The organism is Streptomyces sp. NPDC020597 (genome assembly GCF_044335095.1).
Lineage (GTDB): Bacteria > Actinomycetota > Actinomycetes > Streptomycetales > Streptomycetaceae > Streptomyces.
Genome location: NZ_JBIRUL010000020.1, coordinates 21675 through 37921 on the forward strand (window position 1 = coordinate 21675; position 16247 = coordinate 37921).

Genomic DNA, 16247 nt, shown 5'->3' on the forward strand with positions numbered 1-16247 from the left:
CACCCCCGGAACCACTGGGTGAATCTGCGTCATGTACGTGAACCCATGAACTCCCCACGTGAACGAGGTGAGACAGTCTTGGCCACATCCCGCAGGACCCTGCTCGGCGCGGCGCTCGGCAGCGCGGCGACGGCCTCGGTCGTCGGTCTGCCCGGCGTCGCGCACGCCGCCGCCTGGCAGCAGAAGTGGGCCCCGACCGCGCGCCGCGACGGCCTCGGCGCCTTCGAGACCGTGGAGGACGACCGCGCCGACTCCCACCCCGGCGGGCAGCCGCACATCCGGACCGACGGCGACAACTGGCGTTTCACCATGCACAAGGTCGACCGGGACACCTCGACCGACCGTCAGCGCCAGGAGGTCACCGGTCTGCGCAACGGCAGCGGCGCCGACTACCTCACCTGGACCCCGGGGCAGACCTGGCGGGTCACCTACTCGATGTACATCCCCAGCTCGCTGAAGGCGACCACCACCTTCACGCACATCATGCAGATGAAGCAGCCCGGCAACGGCACCTCCCCGATCGTCGTGCAGTCGCTGCGCAGGGTGAACGGCCGGCAGACCATCGAGCTGAAACTCGCCGCGGACGACATCCTCGTCGGCCGCACCGATCTGGAACCGCTGCACGACCGGTGGACCGACGTCGACTTCCAGATCAAGGTCGGCAACGGCTCGGCGGGTTCGGTCCGCTGGATCCTCAAGAGCGGCGGCACGACCGTCGTGGACGCCTCGAAGACCGGCGTCGACACCTTTCTGGCCGACCGGGTGCGCCCGAAATGGGGAATCTACCGTTCCCTCGGAGACGCCTCCGGGTCGCTGCAGGACACCTACCTCCTGCTCACCGCTCTGCGCGGCTACCAGCTCGTGTGAGAAGCCGTCCGCCGCCACCGCAGCCCTTCCCGGCGCACGCACACGCAGAACCGGTCCGCGTCCGAGGACACGACCAGGCAGGATGGTCCCCGTGGCCGCCGCGCGCCACGGCACCGGGGCCCACGGGAGATTCTGCATGGCTGACTGCTATCCGTACCGGATCGCCGCCAGGGGAGGGGAAGTGGCCCTGATCTGGCGGCCCGGCGAGGGCGACGACCCCGATGCGCTCGCCGTCGACGACCTGGGAAGGCTCCTAGCGTTCCAGGATCTCGACGCCCTCCAGGACCACTGCGACCGCAACGGCTGGGAGCTCGTCCGGGAGGGCGGGGCCACTCTCGATCTCGTCGGCGTACGCCGGTGGGTGGAACACCCCGAGCAGGGACCGCCCCCGGCAGGCCTGCTGCTCGAAGCCTGGAACTTCTTCGACGACCTCTCCCACAGCCTGGGCGTCGTGACGGCCCCGCCGTCGCGGGGACCGCTCCAGGACCGCGCCTACGAGAAGCTCTTCGGCGGTGAGTCCCTCGAGCCGGCCGCCGGCGACGAAGCCCGGACGGACCAGGAGGCCCGGGTGGTGCGCGAACTGCTGGCCGTGGGGCTGGAGTTGTGGGAGCAGGCCGTGAAGAACGCCTTCGTCCCCGGCCGGGCGGGCCCGGGGCCGCGGTCTGTCACAGGCCGCTGACCTTGCTGCTCGCCGCCATCTCGTAGACGAGGGTGACGGTGCGGTGGCCGCCGGGTGCGAGGGCGAGGTCCCACCGGACGATGCCGTCGGCGTCGACGGCGTCGGGCGCGGGGGAGCAGGCGTCTTCGCGCAGGCGCGTCTGTACGGCGGAGATCTCGGAGACCGGCACCCGCTCACGCACGACGACCACTCTCTCGCCGGGGGTTCCAGGGGCGTCTGGGCCGGCGTCGGGGGCGGTGGCGTCCGGGGCGGAGAAGCGGGACAGGTGGAGCCGGACGGTACGGGTCACGACCGTTCGCTGGGTGAGGGCGGAGGTGTCGCGAACCTCTTCGGCGTCACGGACGACGCGGTGGTCGTCGAGGCTGCCGAAGGCGAGTTCGACGCGGGCCCCGGGAGCGGTGAAATCCAGGGCGCCGCGGCCGCTGTACCCGCTGCGGCGCACCAGGTCGACCGGGCCGGCGAGCAGGGCGTGGCCGGACAGGTTGTCGAACCCGGCCACTTGGGTGACCAGCGGTGACAGCTCGGGCGCGCAGGCGTGCTCCACACTCGCGGTCGTGGTGAACGCGGAGAGCGGCACGCGGTGGCCGCGCCCGTCCCCGGGGACACGCACCGGCGCGGGGGCGTGCAGCACCCGCGTCTCGCCGCCGTCGTCCACTCCCGGCAGGCCGACCACCGGCGTCGGGCCGAGGTCCGCGATCTCCTCCTCGCGCAGTTCGACGTCGACGCTGCGGCGTTCGGCGGGGGAGCGGTCCTGGAGGGTGAGCCGGTCCTCGCGCAGCCGGGGCGGGGCGGCGGCCTGCGCCGAACGGGCCGTGGACAGCGTCAACGTCACTTCGGACCAGTCCTCTCCGGTGCGCTGCCAGACCATCGCGTCGGTCTCCAGCGACAGGGAGTCTCCGTCGAGCACGGCCCGGTAGACGGGCCGCCACAGCGCACAGGCGGTGAGGTGGCTCAGCCGCAGACCGGCCGGCCCCGCGGCCGTGGCCTCCACGGTCAGTTCCACGTGGGCGGTCAGTTCGGCCGGTTCTTCCTCGGCCAGCTCCATGGCCTCCCGGGCCGCCGCGAGTTCCGCGGTGCGGGCGGCGAACCGGGCTTCCACGGTGCGCAGTTGCTCTCCGCGGGAGTCCCGCTCGCCGTCCAGACGGTCCAGTTCGCTTTCCCAGCGGGGCCCTTCGACCTCTCCGTGACCGGCGCCCTCACCGATCTCGCGCAAAAGATCGGCGGCGAGACGGCCGAGCGTGTCGAGGCGGGTGTGCAGCCGGTCGCGCTGCCGGCCGAGGACGAGCAGCTCCTCTTCGAGAGCGTGCACACGGTGCCGCAGCGCGGTGTCGCCGTCGGCGGGCCGGGGCCCGCGCGGGCTCCAGCCACGGACGATCCGCGCGTCGAGCACGGTCGCCGGGGCGTCGGCGGTGAGCTCGGCGTGCAGTGTGCGATCGACGGCCAGCGCGCTCACCGGGCCCAGGCGCAGTCGCTGGACGCCGGCCCCGAGGCCGAGGACGGCGGTGCGCTCGACGTGGGCGCGGTCCTCCAGACAGGTGACGGCCGTGACGGGCAGGGGGATCGGCTCGGGTGCCGTGGACATGGGTGCGTCAGCTCCTGCGGTTGCCGCCGGCCAAGGTCTTGGCGGAGGGGATGCGGATCTCGTAGCCGCCGTCGAGGGCGGCCGTGGCGCCGGCGGGCAGCTCCACCCGCCAGACGCGGGTGCCGGGCGCGTGGTGTTCGGCGTCGCCGTCCGTGCGCGGCGCGGTCCAGTCGGCTCGTTCCTCGATCCGGACGTCCGGATCCGAGGAGACCGGAAGCCGTTCGCGGACCTCGACGGCTACGGGCTCACCGAGCCGGTTGGCCAGCTCCACGTGGACGCGGTGGTCGAGCACGGTGGTGGTGTTGCGCAGCCCGGCGGTCGTCTCGTGCAGATGCGTGCGGCGGGTCACCCGGACGCCCTCGGCCTGGCCCAGCCCTACCCGGCACACACCGCCGGGCGCGAGGGTGGGCAGGGCCGCGGTCAGCAGGAAGTCGTCGCCCGCGGTGATCTCCACGGGGCCCGCCAGCAGAGCCTGGTCGGTGGCGTTGGACAGCACCAGCGTCGCGTACACGGTCTGTTCCACGGACGGCACGCACAGGTACTCGGTGCGCAGACCGACCGAGATCTCACCGACGGTGACGGTGTGCCAGGCGCCGTCGGACGGGATGTCGGCGCGGGCCAGGGCGTCGAAGCGGTGGTCGAACGAACCCGCCGACTCGCGGGGCCGCACGGCGTGCGCGGGCCGCGGCAGCGAGACCACGCTCTCGGCGCGCCGCCGGTACTCGGCGGCCGTCGGGTCGAAGGGGACGACGGGGAAAAGCCTGCCGCGGCGGCCGTGCTGTTCGTCCGGTCCGCACAGGACGAGAGCCGTGTAGTCGAGTTCGGATCCGCTGGGCCGCGGCGGACCGGCCTGACCGGAGCCCACGGGCGCGGCTGCGGAAGGCCGGGGCGGGGCCTGTCCGGGGGCCGCGGGCATGGCGGCGGCGGGAGGCATGGCGGCCGGCGCGGCCGGAGAGCGGCTCGCGCGGGACGCGTGACCGTCTCCTCCTCCGCCGAACGCCTGCGGGTGGGCGCCGCCGGGCGCCGGGGGCGGTGCGCCGAAACCGGGCGGTGCGCCGTAACCGGGAGCGGCGGCGAGTGCCTGGTCGTAACCCTGCGGTGCCATCGGCATGGCCGTTGGGGGCGGGGGCGGGGGCGGGGGGAGAGGGGTGGGGGCGCCGGCCGCGGCCACGGGCACGGGACGGCCCCCGGCGCCGCCGGCGGGCCGTGCCGCGGAGGGGCGGCGCCCGGCCGCGTCGTACCCGGCGAACAGATCGGCCAGGCCCGACGGCGGTTCACGCCAGCCCGACGGCGTCGGGTCCGGCTGACGCCGTCCGATGCGCAGCGAGCGGAGCCTGGGCAGGTCGGTGCGGCGCCCGAGGTCGGCGGTCGCCAGAGCGAGCCGGACGCCGGTCCAGTCCTCGCCGGTGCGCTGGGCGACGGAGGCGCGCAGCACCAGACGACCGCTGCCGTCGCCCTGACGATGCGTGAGCCGGTAGGCAGGCGCCCAGACGGCGCCCGGCACCGCGTACTCCAGCTCCACTTCCGTGTCACCACCGGCGCCGTCGAAGGTCACCAGCGCGGAGACCGTGGTCCGCACATGGGCGGCCGGTGCGTCGGTGGAGGCGCGGGCGAGCCGGTCGGCGGCGACTGCGAGGGCGTGCTCCGCCCGGGCCAGCGCCTTCTCCGACTCGGCGAGGCGGGAGTGCAGTGCGGTGAGTCGTTCGTCGACGAAGTCCGCCAGTTCCAGCCATGCGTCGACCGGAGTGCGGCGGTGCGGATCGTCCCGTCTGCGGGCGGGCGGGACCGGACGCAGAGCCCGGACCTCGTCGATCAGGCGCACCTGCCGGTCGTGGCGCGCCTGCGCCGCCGCGCACTCCTCGCGCAGCGCTTCCACCTCGCTGCGCAACGCGTCGGGCACGGTGGCGCCGAGCGGCTCCGCCTCGACCTCCACGCGTGCCTCGACGACGCGTGAACCCGCCCCGCCCGTGACACGGACGCGCAGTGATCCGGCGTCCAGCGCGCGCGGGAGACCCGTCACGCGGACCCGGCCGTCCGGCGGCACGCTGCCGCGGGCCAGGCGGCGGCAGACGGCGCCCTGCGCGTACACCACGACCGAATCGAGGGCCGACCCCCACCTCGGTGCTGTCCCTGCCGTCATGTGCTCCGCCCCCGTCACGTCAGTGCTGGACGAAGCCTACGTCCAGGGCGCTCGGGCCCGTGGCCGGAGCCGTCGCCCGGCGCACACACCGCGCCGAGCGGGCTGACAAGCCACGCACACGTCGGCACACTGAGCACATGCGCTACGAGAACCGGGCGAGGCTCATCGCCGTGCGGGCGCTCGTCGCGGCCGCCGTCCTCGTCTTCTCGCCGGTGCTGCTCCTGGCCGGGGCGCCGCTCCGCAGGCGCTGTGTCCGGCACGTCCTCCGCGACGACGCCCCGCAGCTCCTGGACAAGGAGCGGGGACTGGTCGGCGTCCCCTACTTCGTGATCACCAGTCGCCTCCTCGCACGGTGCTGCCGGCCGACGGAGGCGCTCGCGCGCTCCCTCGCGGGCCGCGGCGGGAGACCGGGCGGCTGATCACCGCCGTGACGTGTGCAGGCCGACTTACCGCCGCTGTGCGCCCGACTGTCACATCTCGGCAGCAGCCTGGTCACAGGGCCCCGCGAAAACCCGTCGGCGGGGCCTGCCCCCGCGTCCGCCGTGGCACCATTCCTGCGCACGCTTCACGTCCAGGGGGGACACCATGCGCATCCGCGCCGCCATCGCCACCACGGCTCTTCTTCTCGCCGCGCTCACCGCCTGCTCCTCGTCGGGCGACGACGCCCCGCCCGCCAGCGACTCGGGCACGCCCGTCGCGGAGCCCACCATCAGCGTTCCCGCGGAACACGAGGGCGACGACCTCAAGGCGGCCGTCGCCGTCTACACCGCCTCCTACTTCGCCGGCGACGCGGACACCGCGTACGGCATGCTGTCCTCCCGCTGCGCGAAGGAGATCTCCAAGGCCGCGTACACCGAGGTGGTGAAGAAGGCGTCGGCCGACTACGGCGCGGACCACTCGGTGAGCGACGTGCGGGCCGAGGTGTCCGGCAAGACGGGACGCGCCGGCTACAAGGTGACGGGGCTGCCGAAGTTCGACCAGCAGGCCCAGCCCTGGGCGTTGGAGGGCGACGCCTGGAAGTACGACGCCTGCTGACTCAGGGCCGGCCAGACGGGGCGGCGTCTTCGTCCCTGCCGGCGGAGAACGCGATGACCCTGGCGTCGGTGCCGGTGCCGGTGCCGGTGCTGGTGCCGGTGTCGACGCCGACGTCGGACGTGGCGGCGGCGATGGTGAGGTCGAGGCGCATCGGAGTCATGACGCCTTCCGTGTGACGCCGGTAGGTCACCCGGTAGGTCCGTGTGACGCCGTCCTCGACGGAGCGGACCGCCCGTTCACGTCCGGCGGCGTACTGCGGAAACCACCGACGCGCGAACACGTCGGCCGCTTCGGAGACCTGTCTCCCGCTGAGAGACGCCGCTCCACCGCGCGGGTGCGACGACGAGGCGCTGACCAGCTCCCTGTCGGGCCACCAGCCCGAGACGCTGCCGCGGTTCGTGTCCACGGTGATCCTCAGCCGGTCACCGCTCCGCTCCGTGGCGGCCCCGGTGATCTCGGTGCCGCTGCCGTAGATGTCCCTGGCCGCGGACGTGAGCCACTCGTCGGCCCGGACGGAGGACTCGGCGAGGCCGCGGTGGTGCTCGTCGAGCGCCACGACGTCCACCCCGGTGACACGGCTGTCGAAGACGGCGGTCACCGCCACGGCGCCGGCCGCCGCGAGGGCGACGCCTCCCAGGAGATCGCGCAGCGGCCCGCGCGGCGGAGTGCGTCGCAGCCGGAGCCACAACGCCCCGGCCAGGGAACCGGCCACGGCACCGGTCGCGTTCGCCACGAGGTCGGTCACGCTGCACGACCGGCCCGACGGAACCGCCGACTGCGACAGTTCGACCGTCGCGCTCAGGAGGGCGCCCGCGGCCGCAACGGTGACCGGGCGCCGGAACAACCGGACGGCCAGGAACCCGGCCGGTGCGAAGAGAGCGATGTTCAGCAGCGAGCTCTCCGACGTGAACAGGGACCAGGGCGCTCCCGTGTCGCACTGCCCCGTGGGGAGCCCGGCGTCACCGGGGAGCAGTGTCACGGCCAGGACGGCCGCCAGCTGGACGGCCAGGGCCGTACGCAGCGGCCAGGGCCTGCCGAGGGCCTTCGCCGCCAGCGCGGTGGGAGTCCCCACGACGACGGCGAGGACCAGGAAGGAGACGAGCAGCCCGGGCACGGCCGCGACGGACGCTTCGATCACGAGAGCACTCTCAGGTCGGCATGCCCGGGGCGGCGGACGCGCGCCCCGGGTACGGATGACACGACGTCGGGCTCAGACGTCGTCCTGCCGCGCGAACTGGAGGGACAACGACTGCAGGACGTCCGCGGTCGAGGTGTCGGTGTTCCCCTGGTCGTGGACCTCGGCGAGGTGCACGAAGGCATAGGAGAAGCATCGCGAAAGCGTGACGATGGCCGGTCCCAGCGCCTCCGTGACGATGGCCGTCGTCTCCTGGGCCGTGGCGTCGGCGGGCAGCTTGATCTCGGGCAGGGTCTCCATGAGGAGTGCGGAGACGGATCCCGTCAGCGCCGCCTTGGCGTCCGGGTTCTCACGGGCCTGTCGCCGCGTCTCGATCGCTTCGGTGAGGATGCCGACGACTCGCTGCATGATCTCGGATTGCTGCATGGTCGCAGCCTACGAGCGGGCGCGATGCGACGAGGCGGATTACGGGTGGTCGCCCGCGGCGGCGTGTGCACCGCACCCGCCCTTCACCGTGACACGGCACAGCAGGCGGACGTGATCGCGGACGCCCGGCAGGACCGTGCGTGAACCATCGGTAAACCATCCGTACCCGGGAAGACGGCTTTTGATCTTCATCGACGTCCTCGGGGAGGAAGCATCACCATGGCCGCACCCGCACCCGCACCCGCACCCGCACCCGCACCCGCACCCGTATCCGCTCCGCGTTCCGTGCGCCGCACCCGACGGTTCGAACTCCGTTCCACGGCCCTGTACTTCGTCCTGCTGGCCGTCCTGCTGACGTTGGTGGGCACGGTCGCCCGCACGGCTGCGGCCGCCGCCGAACGCCGGCCGGCATGGGCCGTCGCGCTCGCGCTGGTGGCCGCCGGCGTCGTCGTGGCGGGCTGTCGTGGAGGGCGCCGGATATCGGCGGCGAGGGTCGCGCGCCGCGCCGCAGCAGCCCTCGACGAGGCCACGATGAGGGCGGTCGACGTCCTCGACACCCCGTCACCCGCTCCCGCCCCGGCGCCTGCCCCCGACTCCAACGCCGTCGCCCCCGGCTGCGGGGCCGAGCCCTCTGCAGGTCGCGACGGCACGGAACCCACCGTTCTGCTCGTCGACCCCGTGGAACAGGCTGCCCTCGACACCGAGGAGATCGTCTACGAGGCCCTGGACCCCTACGAGTTCGAGCAGGCGGTGGCCGACCTGTGCCGACGCGACGGATGCCGGGACGTGGACGTCGTGGGCGGGGCCGGTGACCTCGGCGCGGACGTCGTGGCGAGGACGCCGGACGGACGCCTGCTCGTCGTCCAGTGCAAGCACTACTGCGAAGCCAATCGAGTCGGCTCCCAGGACATGCAGCGGTTCGGCGGCACGTGTTACACCGTTCACGGAGCCGACGTCGCCGTTGTCGTCACCACCAGCGACTTCACCGGTCCCGCGCTCGAGTACGCCGAGCACTGCGGCATCGTCTGCGTGGACGGCAGCGCACTCCTGCGCTGGCAGGACGGCGTGGGACCACGACCGTGGGAGCACGAGTTCCCGGCCGGCCCAGAGACACCGAGCGAGGGGTAGCCCGCGACGCCGTCAAGAGCCGGGCGCACCAGGGTGGGTGGCGAAGGCGGCCGGTGCGGTGTGAGTGGGCGGTGAGCTCCGGCGGTGCTTCCGGGCGCCGCCGGAGCGCCGCCGGAGCGCCGCCGTGACTATGCGGGCAGCGGCAGGTGCCCGATCACCTTCTGGCCGACGAACGCGGACATACGAAGGGCGTGGTAGGCGTAGTCGCGCATGGCCCGCTCGTATGCGGCGATGCCGTCGAGGAGCGGCTTGTCGCCGGCGGTGACCGCGAGCAGTTGATCACCCAAGGTGTGTGCGTCGCGCAGCGCGGTGTTGGCGCCGATTCCCAGGGCGGGGCTCATGGCGTGGATCGCGTCGCCCATGACGGTGATGTTCGACGGTTCCCAGGCGTCAACGGGTACGCAGCTGCGGCACTTGAGGGCTTGCACGGTGGTGGTGTCCCAGAGCCGGACGGTGTCCACCAGGGCCGGGTGCCAGCCGGCGACGCGCTGCAGGGCGTGCGCCTTGAGCCTGTCGGGGCCGGCGGTGAACAGTTCGTCGTCGGGGAGCATCCGCTCGGGCAGGGAATTGAAGATGCTCAGCGCGTAGTCGGCGGTGACCTCGCGCCGGAAGCCCGGGTCCTGCTCGGCGATCAGCGGTGATGTGGGGTCGGTCCGCTCCAGCGGGCCGAGGGTCAGCCCGGTGAAGTCGGCGTCGTAGGCCAGGGAGAAGGCGTTGAACAGCTCGTCGGGCAGCTTGGCCTTCGCTTCGTCGGTGAGGTGGATCTTCGCAGCGATGTGCCGGGAGCCGAGGTCGGCGACCCGGACCTGAGGCAGGCGCTGGGCGCGGACGGCCGAGTTGATGCCGTCAGCGGCGATGAGCACGTCGGCCTCGACCGTGGCGCCGTCGTCCAGCATCACGGTGATCGTCTCGTCGGGACGGGTGTGGTATCCGGTGACCTTGGCGCCGAAATGCACGGCCTTTTCCAGGCCGAGGTAGAGGATGCGGCGCAGGGTCGAGCGGCACACCACCAGATGTTCGGGGATGTCGGCGGGCACGCCGGTGCCCTCGGTGGCCGACCTGTCCCGGCCGGGGCGGAGGTTGAGCCGCTCGTCGAAGAGCAGCATGTCCTCGCTCGGCATGCCGCAGGTCGCCAGGAACAACTCCCACAGGCGCGGCTCCAGCGCAGCGTGCAGCGCGGAGGTGCCGGTGGAGTTGATATGGATTCGGTACCCGGCCTCGCGGGCGGCGATATCGGCGTCGCGCTCGTAGACGGCCACGTCCAGGCCGTGCCGGTTGAGGTGGTGGGCCAGTGTCAGCCCGGCGAGTCCTCCGCCGGCGATGACAATGCGCATTTCAGACACAGTACTCCCAGTGCAGAGTTCTTCTCGTACTCGGAGCACACCAGGACTCCCTGAAAGGGAGGACGTTGACGCAGAACGGAAAACCGGTCACCTGCGGTCCGGACTACCAACCGGAAAGCAATTTCGTGTGCCCTCGGATAATACATCGAAAGTCCGCTGCAAGGGACGGATCAACCCCGTGATGTGCGGGATTTCACTTCCTCCGCTCCTTGGAAAAGCCATCGCTTGATTGGCGCGACAGGTCTTGACGCATAGCGGGATATCTGGTCGGCCAAATGCGATTTGACCGATGCCGGAATACGTGCTCGCATTCGCTCCGTCCGGCGCACGCCCGACGCCGTCGATCCGATGCCGGCGGGGACCGATCCGGCGGAGACCGTGCTGCGCCGAGCGGCTCCGAGACCGCCTGCCACGGGATCGTGCCCCCCCGGGGCACATGCCTGCGCGCCGGGTGAGAAGGAGCTCTTACCGGCTGCGACTACGATCCGCGTCCTCGGTACGAAGGGGGCCGCCCTGTGGGCATGTTCGGGCGTGGAGAGCGTCGTGACGGCGTGGAGCAGCCGCGCGACCGGGAGTTCACGTACCTGTCCGAGGCGGAGGCCGCCCGGTTGCGGGTGCTGGTCCGTGACGCCTTCGCGGAGCGCGGCATCGAGGTGACCGTCGAGCCGGGGCGCGTGACCACGGGTACCGGCTGGCAGTTCGGCCTCACGAACCTCGCGGCCGCCTGCCACAACGACAGCCGGGGGCCCCGACGCTGGCCCGCCCTCGTGAACACCCACGTCGACCGGGTCGTCCGGGCGCTGGACGGACCGCAGGCCCTCAAGGCGCTGCCGCACGAACAGGTGCTGGCCCGGCTCCACCCCCGGTTCATTCCCGGCGGCCCCCGGCTCCTCAAGGCGTTCGGCTACGGCCCCCCGTCGGTTCCGGGCCTGCTGGAGGTGCTGGCGCTCGACCTCCCGGAGACGGTCGCCATGCTGACGGCGGAGGACCTCGCCGGCCTGGGCGACCTCACGGCCCTGCGCGAGCGGGCGTTGCGGAACCTGCGCGCCGTCCGCGTCGACAGGCACGAGAGGGTCGGGGACGGGAGCGGGGCCCGCTTCGACGTGCTGATGGGCGGCTCCTACTTCGTCGCGAGCCTCGCCCTGGTCCTGGACGAGGTCGTACACCGGCACAGCAAGGACGCACCGACGCCGGACGGGATCCTCGTCGCGCTCGCGCACCGCCACCAACTCGCCTACCACGTCGTCCGTGACAGCGACGTGGTGCCTTCACTCAACCTCATGGCCCGGTTCGCCGCCGCGGGCCACGAGGCATCACCGGGCGCGCTGAGTCCCTCGGTGTTCCGCTGGCACGAAGGCGAGTTCACCGAGGTCGCCACGTCGGACGACGCGGGCGAGCACGTCGGGCTCACCGAGGAGGGAGTCGCGCTGACGGCACGCTTCTCGCGCGGCTAGCCGGGCCGGACGCGGAGTCCTGCGGGTGCGGGTTCTGCGGGGGCGAGGCGCACGTGCCCCGCACCCGTTCGGCAGAACCGGTTCCGGCCGGTCCGGGCGGCACGCCCGCGTGCCCGCGCGCGGGAGGCCCGTTCCGGCGCCCGGGCCCGGCGAGACCGCTTCGGGCGATTGTGGCGGACGACACTCCTGTGGCAGGCATGCCGAGCGGCATCGCGGGTACCGGCGCACGTGAACGGGGGAGTGAGGGCGTAACGAGTGGAACCGCATGCCTACGGAGACGGCTGTACCGGGCCGCGACAGCACCTCATGCGCACCGCCTACGCGATGGGCGGCGCAGACGGCTGCATCGCCGACGCCCGCCACCACGCGCTCGCCTTCCTCGACCGAGCCCGCGCCGACCATCGTCTGCGGGTGCCCGACCGTGTGCGGGACATCATCCAGCTGGTGGTCAGCGAACTGGTCACCAACGCCCGCAAGTACGCTCCCGGCCCCGTGCTGATGGAACTGCGTCTCACCGCCGACAGCGTGGACGTCGCCGTGTGGGACAACGACCCCACCGTTCCCGTGGCCCGGCCCGCCGACCCGGACCGGATCGGCCAGCACGGTCTGGAGATCGTGAAGGCCGTCACCGCGCACCTCTTCGTCGAGCAGGAACCGGTCGGCAAGCGCATCACGGCCCGGATCACCCTGGCCGACCCACTCGTCGGCGACCCGGGCGACGAAGGCGGCACCGGCGAGGGCCGTCCGTCGTAGCGGAGCGGCGGGCCGGCGACAGGACCCGGCAGAGCGCTATCGGGCCTTCAACGAGGCGAGCACATGCGCCGCCAGCTTCTTCGCGCTCGCTGCGCCGTCGTCGGGGCCGTCCGTGGACAGCACGCTGACGACGGCCGTGCCGGTGCGGGCGGCGATCAGCGTGGTGCCGGTCTCCCAGGCGCTGCTGGTCAGCTTGATGGTGTACGCCTCGTCCCCGAGTCCGGCCGTGACGGCGCCGGTGACCTTCACCTTGCTGTGGGTGTCGGAGTCCGTGTAGCCGGGGCAGGCGGCGACGACGTCTGCCAGGCCCTTGAGCACGTCCGCACCCGTGGTGCCACGGTAGACGTCGATCTCCTGGTCGAGTTCGGCGGACGTGTTGCGGTCGATGTAGGAGCTCTGCGCGAACGAGACGCCCTCGATGCCGGTGAGGCTGATCCAGCTGGTGGCCGACAGGTCGGCGCAGCGCGGCTTGGCGGCGCTCTTCGTGACCGGCGTCTGGTAGGTGTCGCCGGTGTCGCGGGCGAGACTCGCGTCGGCGGCGAAGCCGGAGGGGAAGTACGACGCGGGCGCGAGGGCCTTCTTCAGTTGCGTCCCCGTCAGCAGGCCCGCGTCGGGGTCGGCGGCCTTGGACGGCGTGGCGGACGCGGCCGGACCGCCGGCGGAGGAGTCCGCGGAGGTGGAGGAGGAACAGGCGGCCAGGGCCAGCGGGAGCGCCGCGACGGCGAGCATCCTGGCGGCAGGGGACGGGAGACGCATGGAGATCCTCAACAGTGAAACGCGTGATGCGCCAGGCCTGGGCGGGGGACCGGGAGCGGGCGCACGGGAAGTGCGGCGCCTACGGCCTGGCCGACGGGGCCGCAGGATTGCCGAGCCCGGAGCGACCTTAGGCGGGCGGCGGCCACGGAATGATCACCGGACGCTCAAGGCCAGGTCAAAGCGTCGAGCCCGCGGAGTTTTTGCCTTGTCTTGGGGAAGCGGCGGGCCGGTCGCGGAGCACCGCCTTCCCGGCGGCGCGGGCGAGGCGGGCGAGGAATTATCCGGGCTCCGCCCGTGCTGTCGTATCCACCAAGGCAGGACGCCGACGGTGTGCGAGCGAGCAGCGTGAGCGGCCGAGGCGGGCGAGGGGAAGGAACGGACATGGCAGCGCAGACGCAGAGGGCCGTGCTGGCGGGCGGATGCTTCTGGGGAATGCAGGACTTGATCCGTAGGCTCCCGGGCGTGACCGCGACCCGGGTCGGCTACACCGGGGGTGACGTGCCGAACGCGACCTACCGCAACCACGGGACCCACGCGGAGGCCATCGAGATCCTCTTCGACCCGGAGAAGACCGACTTCCGGACCGTTCTGGAGCTCTTCTTCCAGATCCACGACCCGAGCACCAAGAACCGCCAGGGCAACGACATCGGGCTCAGCTACCGCTCGGCGATCTACTACGTGGACGACGAGCAGAAGCGGATCGCCGAGGACACCATCGCCGACGTGGACGCCTCCGGACTCTGGCCGGGCAAGGTCGTCACCGAGGTGGAGCCGGTCGGGCCCTTCTGGGAGGCCGAGCCCGAGCACCAGGACTACCTGGAGCGTTACCCCGACGGCTACACCTGCCACTTCCCGCGCCCGGGCTGGCGGCTTCCCGCCCGCACGGAGGCCTGACCCGGGTCGCCCAGGCTCCCGGCGTCAGCGCTGCCCGTCGCCGGCCCGGACCAGACCGGTCTCGTAGGCGATGACGACCAGCTGGGCGCGGTCGCGGGCGCCCAGTTTGGTCATCGCGCGGTTGGCGTGCGTCTTCGCGGTGACCGGGGTGACGAAGAGGCGTTCGGCGATCTCGTCGTTGGACAGGCCGATGGCCACCAGGGTCATCACCTCGCGTTCGCGGGGGGTCAGTGCGGCCAGCCGCGCGGGGTCGACGAGGTCGCCGGGGGAGGGGTGGGCGAGGACCCGCGCGATGAGTCCCTTGGTGGCCGTGGGGGACAGCAGCGCCTCGCCCGCGGCGACGAGGCGGACGGCGTCGAGGAGCTGAACCGGTTCGATGCCCTTGCCGAGGAAGCCGCTGGCGCCGGCCCGCAGCGCCTCCACGACGAGTTCGTCCTCCTCGAACGTGGTGAGGACGAGGACCTTGACGCCGGCCAGGTCCTCGTCCTGGCCGATCAGGCGGGTGGCCTCGATGCCGTCGACCTCGGGCATCCGGATGTCCATCACCACGACGTCGGCGCGTTCGGCGCGGGCCAGCCGTGCCGCCTCGCGGCCGTTGGACGCCTCGGCGACGACCTCCATGTCCGGCTGTGCGTCGAGGAGCAGCCGGAAGGTGCCCCGCAGGAGGGCCTGGTCGTCGGCGAGCAGAACGCGGATCGTCACGGGCGGGTTGTCCTCACGGGTCGTCAGGCTGCTGCGGGGGCGAGGGTGAGCGGCAGGTCGGCGACGACCTGGAAGCCGCCTTCGGGCCGTGGGCCGGCGGTGACCGTCCCGCCGATGGCGGCTGCCCGCTCGCGCATTCCGATCAGTCCGTGGCCGCCGCCCGGGCCCGAGCCCGCGGGCGCGCCGCCGGGGCGTCCGTCGTCGGTGACGGTGACCCGGAGCGTGTGCGGGCCGTAGTCGAGGGTCACGGTGGCCCGGGTGGCGGACGCGTGCTTGTGCGTGTTGGTGAGGGCTTCCTGGACGATGCGGTAGGCGGTCAGTTCGGTCGCGGGGGCCTGCGGCGCGGGGGCGCCGGTGCGGGCCACGTGCACGGACAGTCCCCCCGCCCGGAGTCCGCCGGCGAGGGCGTCGAGATCGGCGAGGCGGGGGATGGGGGCCCGGGTGCCGGGCGCGTCGTCGTGCTGGCGCAACAGGCCTACTGTGGCGCGCAGTTCGTCGAGGGCGGCGCGGCTGTTCTCCTTGATGTGGGCCAACGCCTCGAAGGCCTGGTCGGGGTTGAGGCGCATGAGGTGGTGGGCCACTCCCGCCTGGGCGTTGACCAGGGTGATGTGATGGGCCACCACGTCGTGCAGATCGCGCGCGATGCGCACCCGCTCCTCGGCGACGCGGCGCCGGGCCTCCTCCTCCTGCTTGCTCTCGGCGCGCTCCACGCGTGCCCGGGCCTCCGCGAGGTGGTCGCGGCGGTTGCGTACGGCGCGGCCCAGTGCTGTGGCGACGATCGCGAAGTCGAACTGCAACAGTGCGGAACTGCCCACCAGGGACTCGGCGTGGGTGGCGGCGTGGACACCCGCGATCGCCACGGCCGCGGCCAGGCCGACGGTCCACGCGGTTCGCCGGCTGCCGAGTGAGGCGAGGGTGTACAGCGCCACGAGTCCGGCGGCAGGGGCCATGGCGGAGCCGGGGGCCAGGGCCATCAGGGTGAGTCCGCTCGCCACCGTGACGAGGGCGACGGGCAGCGGCCACCGGCTGCGGACGACGAGGGGCAGACAGGACAGTCCCGCCCACACCGCCTCCTGCCAGTGCGGCTCGTGCCAGGAGGAGTCACCGACGGCGGTCGCCGCCACGGCCACCCCGATCAGCGGCGCCGCCGGAAGCGCATCCCTGACACGGTCATGACGGGCAAGCCACTGGCGCCACTCCGTACTCACGTCCATCTCCTCACTCTAAGCAGTGCGGGCGGGCTGCAGGAGCGGTCCACCGCCCGGCCGGACCGCACCTTCGCCGTCGGCCCGTTCGCGCTCGGGTCCGTTCACCGAGGGTCCGTGGGTCCGTCGGTAGGTGGGTCCGCCGTGG

Annotated in this window: 16 protein-coding genes; 8 read left to right on the plus strand and 8 right to left on the minus strand. The window is 72.8% G+C overall.

The genetic code is table 11. From position 1 onward, the window contains the following. Nucleotides 1-78 precede the first annotated feature (78 nt). Entirely contained in the window at nucleotides 79-867 is a 789-nt protein-coding gene (locus ACH4ZA_RS28445; protein WP_398432220.1) for a heparin lyase I family protein, read from the plus strand. Nucleotides 868-1003: 136 nt separating this feature from the next. After that, nucleotides 1004-1546 (plus strand): hypothetical protein, encoded by a 543-nt coding sequence (locus ACH4ZA_RS28450; protein WP_398432222.1) that lies wholly within the window; start codon nucleotides 1004-1006, stop codon nucleotides 1544-1546. On the opposite strand, the gene ACH4ZA_RS28455 is transcribed toward ACH4ZA_RS28450, so the two are convergent. Together ACH4ZA_RS28455 and ACH4ZA_RS28460 are read right to left on the minus strand one after the other, a co-directional pair. Further along, entirely contained in the window at nucleotides 1533-3128 is a 1596-nt protein-coding gene (locus tag ACH4ZA_RS28455) for a mucoidy inhibitor MuiA family protein (protein ID WP_398432223.1), read from the minus strand. The genes ACH4ZA_RS28450 and ACH4ZA_RS28455 overlap by 14 nt on opposite strands. Before the next feature lie 7 nt (nucleotides 3129-3135). Then, nucleotides 3136-5268 carry a DUF4139 domain-containing protein gene (locus tag ACH4ZA_RS28460; RefSeq protein ID WP_398432224.1) on the minus strand — a complete coding sequence of 711 codons (2133 nt, stop codon included), beginning with the start codon at nucleotides 5266-5268 and terminating at the stop codon, nucleotides 3136-3138. A gap of 137 nt (nucleotides 5269-5405) precedes the next feature. Here ACH4ZA_RS28460 and ACH4ZA_RS28465 point away from each other — a divergent pair, with 137 nt between their 5' ends. Together ACH4ZA_RS28465 and ACH4ZA_RS28470 are read left to right on the plus strand one after the other, a co-directional pair. Further along, on the plus strand, nucleotides 5406-5687 hold the full coding sequence (locus tag ACH4ZA_RS28465) for a hypothetical protein (RefSeq protein ID WP_398432225.1): 282 nt from the start codon (nucleotides 5406-5408) through the stop codon (nucleotides 5685-5687). Between the two features lie 166 nt (nucleotides 5688-5853). Then, nucleotides 5854-6303, plus strand: coding sequence for a hypothetical protein (locus tag ACH4ZA_RS28470; RefSeq protein ID WP_398432226.1), 450 nt, complete (start codon nucleotides 5854-5856; stop codon nucleotides 6301-6303). Nucleotide 6304: 1 nt separating this feature from the next. Here the strand turns inward: ACH4ZA_RS28470 and ACH4ZA_RS28475 are convergent, their stop codons facing one another. Both ACH4ZA_RS28475 and ACH4ZA_RS28480 read right to left on the minus strand, forming a co-directional pair. Beyond that, a complete protein-coding gene (locus tag ACH4ZA_RS28475; RefSeq protein WP_398432227.1) occupies nucleotides 6305-7441 on the minus strand; it encodes a VanZ family protein in 1137 nt (378 codons plus the stop codon). A gap of 72 nt (nucleotides 7442-7513) precedes the next feature. Next, nucleotides 7514-7864 (minus strand): hypothetical protein, encoded by a 351-nt coding sequence (locus ACH4ZA_RS28480; protein WP_398432228.1) that lies wholly within the window; start codon nucleotides 7862-7864, stop codon nucleotides 7514-7516. 219 nt (nucleotides 7865-8083) lie between these two features. On the opposite strand from ACH4ZA_RS28480, the gene ACH4ZA_RS28485 reads away from it, so the two are divergent. Further along, nucleotides 8084-8992: a restriction endonuclease gene (locus ACH4ZA_RS28485; protein ID WP_398432229.1), complete on the plus strand. Its 909-nt coding sequence runs from the start codon at nucleotides 8084-8086 to the stop codon at nucleotides 8990-8992. Between the two features lie 128 nt (nucleotides 8993-9120). Here ACH4ZA_RS28485 and ACH4ZA_RS28490 read toward each other — a convergent pair whose 3' ends face one another. Continuing rightward, entirely contained in the window at nucleotides 9121-10326 is a 1206-nt protein-coding gene (locus ACH4ZA_RS28490) for an FAD-dependent oxidoreductase (RefSeq protein WP_398432230.1), read from the minus strand. A 530-nt stretch (nucleotides 10327-10856) separates the two neighbouring features. Between ACH4ZA_RS28490 and ACH4ZA_RS28495 the strand changes: the two genes are divergently transcribed. Then, nucleotides 10857-11789, plus strand: coding sequence for a hypothetical protein (locus ACH4ZA_RS28495; RefSeq protein ID WP_398432231.1), 933 nt, complete (start codon nucleotides 10857-10859; stop codon nucleotides 11787-11789). 306 nt (nucleotides 11790-12095) lie between these two features. After that, complete coding sequence (locus ACH4ZA_RS28500; protein ID WP_398432232.1) at nucleotides 12096-12542, plus strand: ATP-binding protein; 447 nt, start codon at nucleotides 12096-12098, stop codon at nucleotides 12540-12542. A 36-nt stretch (nucleotides 12543-12578) separates the two neighbouring features. Here the strand turns inward: ACH4ZA_RS28500 and ACH4ZA_RS28505 are convergent, their stop codons facing one another. After that, on the minus strand, nucleotides 12579-13298 hold the full coding sequence (locus tag ACH4ZA_RS28505; protein ID WP_398432233.1) for a hypothetical protein: 720 nt from the start codon (nucleotides 13296-13298) through the stop codon (nucleotides 12579-12581). Between the two features lie 381 nt (nucleotides 13299-13679). Between ACH4ZA_RS28505 and msrA the strand changes: the two genes are divergently transcribed. Beyond that, complete coding sequence (msrA, locus tag ACH4ZA_RS28510) at nucleotides 13680-14192, plus strand: peptide-methionine (S)-S-oxide reductase MsrA (protein ID WP_351687585.1); 513 nt, start codon at nucleotides 13680-13682, stop codon at nucleotides 14190-14192. A gap of 24 nt (nucleotides 14193-14216) precedes the next feature. On the opposite strand, the gene ACH4ZA_RS28515 is transcribed toward msrA, so the two are convergent. Further along, the gene (locus tag ACH4ZA_RS28515; protein ID WP_398432234.1) at nucleotides 14217-14894 is read right to left on the minus strand and encodes a response regulator; all 678 of its coding nucleotides are present in this window, start codon (nucleotides 14892-14894) and stop codon (nucleotides 14217-14219) included. A 23-nt stretch (nucleotides 14895-14917) separates the two neighbouring features. Next, complete coding sequence (locus ACH4ZA_RS28520) at nucleotides 14918-16108, minus strand: sensor histidine kinase (RefSeq protein WP_398432235.1); 1191 nt, start codon at nucleotides 16106-16108, stop codon at nucleotides 14918-14920. Nucleotides 16109-16247 lie beyond the last annotated feature (139 nt).

Coding starts and splice junctions, on each gene's coding strand:
- ACH4ZA_RS28450 (WP_398432222.1), top strand. CDS start 1,004: ATGGCTGACTGCTATCCGTACCGGATCGCCGCCAGGGGAGGGGAAGTG.
- ACH4ZA_RS28455 (WP_398432223.1), bottom strand. CDS start 3,128: ATGTCCACGGCACCCGAGCCGATCCCCCTGCCCGTCACGGCCGTCACC.
- ACH4ZA_RS28460 (WP_398432224.1), bottom strand. CDS start 5,268: ATGACGGCAGGGACAGCACCGAGGTGGGGGTCGGCCCTCGATTCGGTC.
- ACH4ZA_RS28465 (WP_398432225.1), top strand. CDS start 5,406: ATGCGCTACGAGAACCGGGCGAGGCTCATCGCCGTGCGGGCGCTCGTC.
- ACH4ZA_RS28470 (WP_398432226.1), top strand. CDS start 5,854: ATGCGCATCCGCGCCGCCATCGCCACCACGGCTCTTCTTCTCGCCGCG.
- ACH4ZA_RS28480 (WP_398432228.1), bottom strand. CDS start 7,864: ATGCAGCAATCCGAGATCATGCAGCGAGTCGTCGGCATCCTCACCGAA.
- ACH4ZA_RS28485 (WP_398432229.1), top strand. CDS start 8,084: ATGGCCGCACCCGCACCCGCACCCGCACCCGCACCCGCACCCGCACCC.
- ACH4ZA_RS28490 (WP_398432230.1), bottom strand. CDS start 10,326: ATGCGCATTGTCATCGCCGGCGGAGGACTCGCCGGGCTGACACTGGCC.
- ACH4ZA_RS28495 (WP_398432231.1), top strand. CDS start 10,857: ATGTTCGGGCGTGGAGAGCGTCGTGACGGCGTGGAGCAGCCGCGCGAC.
- ACH4ZA_RS28500 (WP_398432232.1), top strand. CDS start 12,096: ATGCGCACCGCCTACGCGATGGGCGGCGCAGACGGCTGCATCGCCGAC.
- ACH4ZA_RS28505 (WP_398432233.1), bottom strand. CDS start 13,298: ATGCGTCTCCCGTCCCCTGCCGCCAGGATGCTCGCCGTCGCGGCGCTC.
- msrA (WP_351687585.1), top strand. CDS start 13,680: ATGGCAGCGCAGACGCAGAGGGCCGTGCTGGCGGGCGGATGCTTCTGG.
- ACH4ZA_RS28520 (WP_398432235.1), bottom strand. CDS start 16,108: ATGGACGTGAGTACGGAGTGGCGCCAGTGGCTTGCCCGTCATGACCGT.